The sequence below is a fragment of the Actinomadura sp. NPDC000929 genome (assembly GCF_040492065.1).
GTDB lineage: Bacteria > Actinomycetota > Actinomycetes > Streptosporangiales > Streptosporangiaceae > Spirillospora > Spirillospora verrucosospora.
On sequence record NZ_JBEUPA010000244.1, the window covers coordinates 1 to 7,720 of the forward strand.

Genomic DNA, 7,720 nt, shown 5'->3' on the forward strand with positions numbered 1-7,720 from the left:
GTCCATCTGGTCGCGGCTGAGGTTCATCAGGGCGACGATGTTCGCCCCGGTCTCCCTCAGGACCATCGGGACGTACTTCTCGTCGCACTCCAGCACGCCGTAGCGCGCGGACGGGGCGGACGCCAGCGCGGACACGTGCCCGGTCGGCATGTTCGCGCCGAACGCGTTGGTGGCGACCTCGCCGAGCGGCGTCATGGCCGAGGTGATCAGCCGGGTCGTCGTCGTCTTGCCGTTGGTGGCGCTGACGAGGACGAGCTTGCGGTCCTTGGCGAGCCTGGTCAGCAGCTCGGGGTCGAGTCGGAGGCCGACCCGGCCGCCGATCACCGAGCCGTCCCCGCGGCCCGCGATTCGGGACATCTTGGCGGCCGTACGACCGAGCGCGACGGCCAGCTGCGAACGCAGCGGAAGATCGCTCATGGACTCCGTCTTCTCTGGATGCGCCGGGAAACCGCTCCGAGCCTAGCCGCTGAGTGCGACGCTCGCGGCGCGCCCGGCGGTTCGAGGGACGTCCGTCACACCATTGGTGCACAATGTGAGCAGCATCACAACGATCCCGGTAAACCACTGGCAGCAATCTTGACCAGTACCAACATGTCGTGATTGCGTGCGACCTCCGACTGCGGTGCGCCGGATTACCAACCACGCGTCCAAGAACGGCGTCACCCACTACTTTTGTCGGGAGCCCCGCTGATGATCGCGGGGAGCGGTGCCCGCCCGGGCGGCGGGCCTGGATCGCAAGCGTGGACAAGCGGCTAAAAGGCGAGGTCTGAGCGATGCAGTGTCCGACGTGCGGGAATGACACGCCTGGGACGCTCGGCAAGTGTTCGCACTGCGAGGCGCCGATCGACGTGTACTCGGTCGGTCCCTCCGTCCCGCTGGCGTCGCCGGTCGCGGAGGCCGCCCCGGCGGGCGTCCCGGCCGGCGCCGACACGTTCGGCGACCGGACGATGACGGCCCCGCCGTCCTGGGCCTCCGGCCCGCAGGGCGCGCCCGAGCCTCCGGCGCAGCCGCCGATCCGGCTGTCGGCCGAGCCGCCGATCCGGCTGTCCGTGGAGCCGCCCGCGACCGCCTCGGCGCCGACGCCCGCCGTCGCGTCCCCGCTGCCGTCCCCCGACCCCGACGACACCGCGGCCTGGACGTTCGACCCCGACGCCGACGACGACTCCGGCGCCTTCGCCGCCCCGCCCTCGCAGCCCTCGTGGGCCGGCGGGCAGCAGGCGCCGCCCGCCGCGGAGCTCCCCGCCCCGGCCTCGGCGTCGAACCCGTTCGGTCTCCAGGACCAGGCCCCCCGCGCGGAGTCGATCGTCCCGGACTCGTGGTTCGCCCAGCCGCGCAAGCCCGAGGCGCCGGACGCCGACGCAACGCAGGCGTGGGGCCAGCAGCCCCCCGGCGGCCCGCAGTTCCCCGCCCTCCCCGACGCCGAGGCCACGCAGATCGCCCCCGCCGGAGCGCCGGGCCCGGCCATGCCCGGCAGCCAGGGCTTCGGCGACGACCTCGACCGGACGCGGATGGACCCCGGCTCCCCCATGGGGGCCCCCGCCCCGATGGGCGGCATGGGGAACATGGGCCAGCCCCCGATGCAGACGATGCAGATGCAGAACGGGCCCATGCAGCACGGCCCGATGCAGAACGGCCCCATGCACCAGGGTCCGATGGGCCCCGGGATGCAGCCCATGGGCGCGATGGGGCCGGGCGACCCCGCGTACGGCGGCTACCCGCCCGGCCAGTTCCCGCCCGGCGGACCGGGCGCGCCGGGCCAGGGCAAGAACGGGACGAGCAAGCCGCTGGTCGCCGCCGTGGCCGCGCTGGTCACGGTCGCGGTCGGCGCCGTCGCGTTCGTCGCCTGGCCGTCCGGGGACGACACGCCGGGGGGCGGCGACCCGTCTCCGGCGGCGTCCCAGAAGCAGGTCGCGCAGAAGAACGCGATCCCGCCCGAGATGAAGCAGCAGGCCGCCGTCCTCAACGGGATCCTCAACGACAGCGTCGACACCCGCCGCATCCTCGCCGGGGCGCTCGGCCGCGCCGGCAAGTGCAAGACGCTGCCGCAGGCCATCCAGGGATTCCAGACGGTCGCGCAGCGCCGCACGAACCAGATGCGCCGCACGCAGGGCCTCAAGGTCGACAAGCTGGCGAACGGCGAGCGGCTGCGCGGCTCGCTGCACCAGGCGCTGGGGGCCTCGCTCCAGGTCGACCAGGTGCTGCTGAAGTGGGCGCAGGCGAACCAGCGCAAGTGCAAGGGCAAACCGCGCCCGAGCGCCGCGCAGGTTCCCGGACGCGCCGACGCCGAACGGCGCGCGACGGCCTCGAAGAAGCAGTTCGTCGTCCTGTGGAACCCGGTCGCGCAGAAGACCGGTCAGCCGCAGCGGAGCTGGAAACGGGTGTAACGGTCGGTCACGCAGTATTCTCTGACCGTTCGAACTCACCGGGCAGGGGGCCGTCATGCGGTGTCCGAACTGCGGAACCGACTCCGCTTCTGGGTCGCCCAGGTGCGCGCGATGCGACGCGCCCCTCGTCACGCCTGGCACGGGCGACGCGGCGGCCTGGACCAACGCGGCCGGGGCAGGCGACGCGACGGTCCAAGACGAGACCGTCCGCGACCCGTTCACCGCGCCACCGGGCGGCGGGGCGCCAGACGCGGACGACGCCACCGTCCAAGACGACCCGTACCGCTCCCTCTACAGCGGTACCCCGTACGGAGCTCCGTCGGGCAGTGCCCCGCAGGCCGGAAGCCCGCCCGACGCTGACGACCCGACCATCCAGAACGACCCGTACCGCGCCCCGTACAGCGGCACCCCGATGGGCAGCCCCCCGCCGAACGCGGACGACGCCACCGTCCAAGGCGCCCAGTACGGCGGCGGGGCGCCGGGTGAGAGCGCCCCAGGCGGGGTGCCGGTGCCGTGGGAACCGGCGCCGCCGCCGTGGGCCGACCAGAGCCCCGTCCAGTGGGAGGCGCGGCCCGACCACACGCTGCACATGCCGCCCGCCGAGGAACGGACGACGCATCTCTCCCCCGAGCCGTGGGCCGAACCGTGGTCCGAACCCGCGATCTGGCAGCCGCCCGCGCCGCCGAAGCGCAGCACGATGCCCTACTTCCTGGGCGCGGCGGGCGTCGTCCTCCTGATAGGGGTCGCGCTGGGGATCGTGTTCTGGCCGAGCGGATCGAACTCGTCGCCCCCCGCGGCCTCCGGCCCGTCCACGGGCCAGAGCCAGGGCGTCGCGTCCGCGTCCGACAGCCCGACGAGCGAGGGCGACCTCGACGCGCAGGCCCGCGCCGTCAACGACCTGCTGGAGGAGATGGGCGGGACCCGCTCCGAACTCGGCACCGTCGTCACCCAGGGCTGCCCGGTCAGCGGCGTGCGGCGCGTCCTCGACGCGCGCCGCGGCGAGCTGGAGAAGGCGCGGGCCCTGGAGGTGAGCGCGCTCCTCGACGGCGAGGAGATGAAGGCCGCGCTCGTCCGCGCCCTTGAGGCGTCGACGGAGTCGAACCAGCGCTACCTCGCGGGCGCCCCCGGCTGCCCGTCCGAGAGCGAGGTGGCCGACGTCAACCAGCGCGCCAGCTCCGCCAAGAACGAGTTCATCGGCTACTGGAACGTGGTCGCGGAGAAGGCGGGCCTCCCCACCCGCACCGAGAGCGACATCTGAGTCATTCGGCCTGGGGGCTGAGGAACGCGAGCCCCTTGGACGGATCCTCGAACGGTGTGACGAAGCGGTCGTACCAGCTCAGGACGGGCTCCAGCCATCCGGTGACGCGCATCGTCCCGGCGACGTGGTCGATCTGCTCGTCCTCGTCGAACCCGATCGCGACGACGGCCAGGTCCTTGAAGAAGCCCGACTGGTCGTCGTCGCCGTAGAGGGCGGTCGCGGCGATCGGACGGTTGCGTTCCAGCTCCATCGACAGCGGGTGGCGGCGCAGGGCGCGGAGCCGGTGGCCGAGCTTGGCGTCCGGCGGCTGCTTGAGGCCGGGGAGCTGGTAGTCCAGGGGCGGCGCGAGGGCGTGCTTGTCGGGCGCGCCGCCGCCGTAGGGAAAGAGCCTGTCGAGCTCGTGCAGCCACCTGACCTGCGGAACCACCCACTGCGGGCCGGGGGAGGCGCCCGGCGCGCCGCCGCCGAGCAGCCGCTGCGCGACCTCGGCGACGGCGGCGGTGAGGTCGGCCGGCGGGTAGGCGGTGCGCAGCCCCCGCGACCGCCGCGACACCGCCCGTTCGAGGACGGTCGCCAGCGCGCACTCGCGGAGCCGGGGCGTGAGCCGCGACCAGGCGCGCCCCAGTTCGGGCGGGACCGACGGGATCGGGCGGTTCGCCACATGCGCCAGGACGAGCGTGTCGGCCCACAGGCGCAGCCACGCCCAGTCGGCATGGCCCGCGATCAGGTCCGCCTCGCGCAGCTCGTACAGGGTGCACGCGCGCCCCGAACGGCACTCGCAGCCGCACGCCGCCGACCGCCGGCCGTCCACGGGCGGGGGCGGGCCGGGCAGCTCCGCCTCGCGGCCCTCGCCGAGCGGCACCCGCACGCGCAGCGGACGGTCCATGCCGTCCGCGAACACGGCGGCGACGCCCGGACGCAGCGACACCACCTCGCGGGACTGGTCGCCGTCCAGGTTCATCGCCGCGCCGACCTGGTGCCGGTCGTCGAACGCGGGCAGCCGGTGCACCACCTTGAGCGCCGTGTTCTTGATGACGTCCGGGACGAGCTTCGTCGGGATCTGCTCGGCGACGATGATGCCCTCGCCGTACGCGCGGATCTCGGCGAGCATCCCGGCGAACAGCTCGACGGCGTGGGAGCTGCCGCGCTCGGGCCCCCGGTTGCGCAGCAGCCGGTGCGCCTCCTCGATCACGATGACGTGCCGCAGCGCCGACCCCGTGGCGCGGTCGCGCCTGCGCTCCCGCATCCGCAGGTGCTCGACGATGCGGATGATGAGCGTCCCCATGAGGAACGCCTTGTCCTCGTCGTTCGCGACGTCCTCGATGGCGAGCACGATGTTGTCGCGGAGCATCCCGCCGATGTCGGCCGGGTGGCCGCCCTCGAAGAACCGTCCGGCCGAGCCGATGCGCAGGGACCGCAGCCGCACGTCCACGAACCCCTGCACGTCGGCCATCAGCTCGCGGCCGTAGCCCACGTCCTGGATGACCTGGAGCGCCGCGTTCTGCAGCTGCTCCAGCGTCGGCACGGCGGGCTCGATGAGCGACCCGGGCACGCCCCCGCCCGTCACCACGTCCCACCCGTTGTTCTCGTAGACGCGCTGCAGCGCCTGCGCCATGATCTGCGGGAACGGCTCCTCGGCGTCGAACGCGGCCTGGAACAGCGCCCGCACCATGTCGATGTGCGCCTGGACGGGGTAGCCCGGCTCCGGCGCGAGCGGGTTCACCGACAGCGGCACCGAGTCCGGGTCCGAGGGGTTGACGACCGTGACGGGCCCGCCGAGGTCCTGGATGCGGCCCGCCATCGCCGCGTACTCCGACTTCGCGGGCTCGATCGCCAGCCACGGCACGCCCGCCCGGGTGAGCTGCTCCAGCAGGTGCCGGACCGTCTGCGACTTGCCCGCGCCGGTCGCGCCCGTGACGAACACGTGCCGGTTGATGGTCGAGCGGGGCACGGCGAACCGCCCGACCTCGCGGTCCTGGCCGTCCAGGATGGCGCCCAGCTCGATCTGCGCCTCCCCGCTCGCCGGGGCCGTCTCGGACGTCACGTCGAAGTACCCGGCGTCCAGCACCCGCAGCCCCGGCACCTCCCGCCGCGGCAGCCCGGCCAGCGCCGCCAGCGCCCCGGCCGTCGCGACGAACGGGAACCGCTGCTCCGCCTCGCTCATCGGCCGCACCTGAGCGGGCGCCGTCCCCGGGCCCAGCATCTCGGCGAACGACCCGCTCCCCTGCCCCGACCTCAGCCGGTACGGATGGTGCCCCAGCTCCATGGACCCGACCAGCACGGGCGCGATCTGCCCCAGCTCCGCCTGCGACGCGGCCCCGGCCACCACCCGGACCTGCCAGAGCCCGGCCTCGCGGAACGCGTCCAGCTCGGCGAGCCTCCGGTCGGCCCGCGCCACCGCGAGCCGCGCATGCTCGTCCTCACCCCGCCGCAACATCCGCAACTCGTGGTGCAGCTCGCGCATCTCGGCGTCGACCAGCCGCTCGTCGCACGGATCGGCGACCACGAACCACCCGAACGGCCGCTCCATCAGCGTGACGAGCGTCGACTCGAACAGCCCCGGCCCGGCCCCGGACCCCTGCGGCGCGAGCCGTCCCGGACACCGCGTCCACTCCATCCGCTCGGCCTGCCGCAGCCACCCGTCCCCGATCGGCACGCCCCGCGCCCCGCTGGGGAACAGCAGCCCGTGCGTCTCCGCCCCGGCCTCGGGCGTCCCGATCGGCCCCGCGTTGGTGATCAGCTCCAGCGGCGCCCCGCCGCCCGCCGACAGCCACCCGACGACGAACGGCCTCCCCGACCGCGCCGCCGACAGCGCCGCGGGCAGCACGCTCACGAAGTCCCACTCCGCGGACGCCTCCCGCTGCGGCACCGGAATCGCCTGGATCCGGTACCAGGGCCCCGGCAACACGAACGGCGCCCCCTGCACAGCGACCGGCGGCCCGCCCTGCGCCACCCCACCACCCCACCCGGAAGGCGGCCGGCCAGCACGAGACGAACCAGGGGGCATAGTCACCCCAGCATCCAACCCCGCCCCCACCCCCCACGCCAATGCCCGTCAAGGAAGAACCCGCCCTGGCGAGCGAAGTGCGCGGCGCCACGCCAGGACGCCGGGACGAACGCGATCCATGAGCAAGGCGCAACCGCGCGGCACGAGGTAAAGGATTTGCTACACTCCCGGTGTGGAGGAGTGGGAGATCCGCGTCACCAACGACTTGCTCGCCTGGCTCAACACCCTGGATGAGCGGTCCAAGGCCCAGGTCGTGGATGCCATCGATCGTCTCGCCGAGGCCGGTCCGGCGCTGGGTCGCCCGCTCGTGGACCGCATCGAAGGCTCCCGTCTGCACAACCTCAAGGAATTGCGACCGGGGTCGGCGGGCCGCTCAGAAATCAGACTCTTATTCGTATTCGACCCGTGGCGCTCGGCCATCTTGCTGACCGGTGGCGACAAGTCGGGCAACTGGTCAGGCTGGTACAAAGAGGCCATCCCCCGCGCTGAAGACTTGTACGAGGAGTATTTGAAGGAACGTCAGGTCGAGGAGGAGCAGCGATGACGAACTTTCCCAAGTGGAGCGAGGTCCGCGCCGAGGTCGTCGCAGCAGCGGGCGGCGAGGAGGCCGTTACCGAGGCCCGCAAACGCAATCAGGCCTACATCGACGGCCACCGGCTCGCCGAACGCCGCAAGGCCGTCGGCCTGTCCCAGAGCGAGGTCGCCAGCAAGATGGGCGTGACCAAAAGCCGCGTCTCCCAGATCGAACGCGGCGAGGTCTCCACAGTCGACGCCATTGCCCGCTACGTCCAAGCCCTCGGCGGGCAGATCCAGATCTCCGCAGTGTTCGGCGACGACCAGTACATCTTGCGCGGCGCAGACACTGACGCCGCCTGACTCACCTGCACCCACGCCGCTGCCCGTCCCGGGGGGCCTGGAAGGCGCCCGGCAGAGCGTTCCTCGCCGTCGTGGACGACGGGCGCTTCACCGAAGCCGCGGACCGCCTGGGCATGACCCAGCAGGCGGTCTCCAAGCGGATCGCCAAGCTCGAAGCGGCCCTCGGCGTCCCCCTCCTGCACCGCTCCCGCACCG

The 7,720-nt window shown here is 73.2% G+C and carries 6 protein-coding genes and 1 pseudogene; 5 read left to right on the plus strand and 2 right to left on the minus strand.

Going from position 1 to position 7,720, the window contains the following annotated elements; all coding sequences use genetic code 11:
- Nucleotides 1-417: pseudogene (locus tag ABWI04_RS40795) on the minus strand (DUF1727 domain-containing protein); the annotation flags it as partial.
- Nucleotides 418-773: 356 nt separating this feature from the next.
- Between ABWI04_RS40795 and ABWI04_RS40800 the strand changes: the two are divergent.
- On the plus strand, nucleotides 774-2,384 hold the full coding sequence (locus ABWI04_RS40800; RefSeq protein ID WP_353835758.1) for a hypothetical protein: 1,611 nt from the start codon (nucleotides 774-776) through the stop codon (nucleotides 2,382-2,384).
- Nucleotides 2,385-2,439: 55 nt separating this feature from the next.
- Nucleotides 2,440-3,642, plus strand: a complete 1,203-nt coding sequence (locus ABWI04_RS40805) for a hypothetical protein (RefSeq protein ID WP_345172858.1) — start codon at nucleotides 2,440-2,442, stop codon at nucleotides 3,640-3,642.
- Nucleotide 3,643: 1 nt separating this feature from the next.
- Here ABWI04_RS40805 and ABWI04_RS40810 read toward each other — a convergent pair whose 3' ends face one another.
- Nucleotides 3,644-6,550 carry an ATP-binding protein gene (locus ABWI04_RS40810; protein ID WP_353835759.1) on the minus strand — a complete coding sequence of 969 codons (2,907 nt, stop codon included), beginning with the start codon at nucleotides 6,548-6,550 and terminating at the stop codon, nucleotides 3,644-3,646.
- 271 nt (nucleotides 6,551-6,821) lie between these two features.
- On the opposite strand from ABWI04_RS40810, the gene ABWI04_RS40815 reads away from it, so the two are divergent.
- From ABWI04_RS40815 to ABWI04_RS40825, 3 genes are all read left to right on the plus strand, one after another.
- Nucleotides 6,822-7,193, plus strand: a complete 372-nt coding sequence (locus ABWI04_RS40815) for a type II toxin-antitoxin system RelE/ParE family toxin (protein ID WP_353835760.1) — start codon at nucleotides 6,822-6,824, stop codon at nucleotides 7,191-7,193.
- Nucleotides 7,190-7,525: a helix-turn-helix domain-containing protein gene (locus ABWI04_RS40820; protein ID WP_353835761.1), complete on the plus strand. Its 336-nt coding sequence runs from the start codon at nucleotides 7,190-7,192 to the stop codon at nucleotides 7,523-7,525. Before ABWI04_RS40815 ends, ABWI04_RS40820 begins: the two co-directional genes overlap by 4 nt.
- Nucleotides 7,526-7,530: 5 nt before the next feature.
- A partial coding sequence (locus ABWI04_RS40825) for a helix-turn-helix domain-containing protein (RefSeq protein ID WP_353835762.1) occupies nucleotides 7,531-7,720 on the plus strand: 190 nt, incomplete at its 3' end.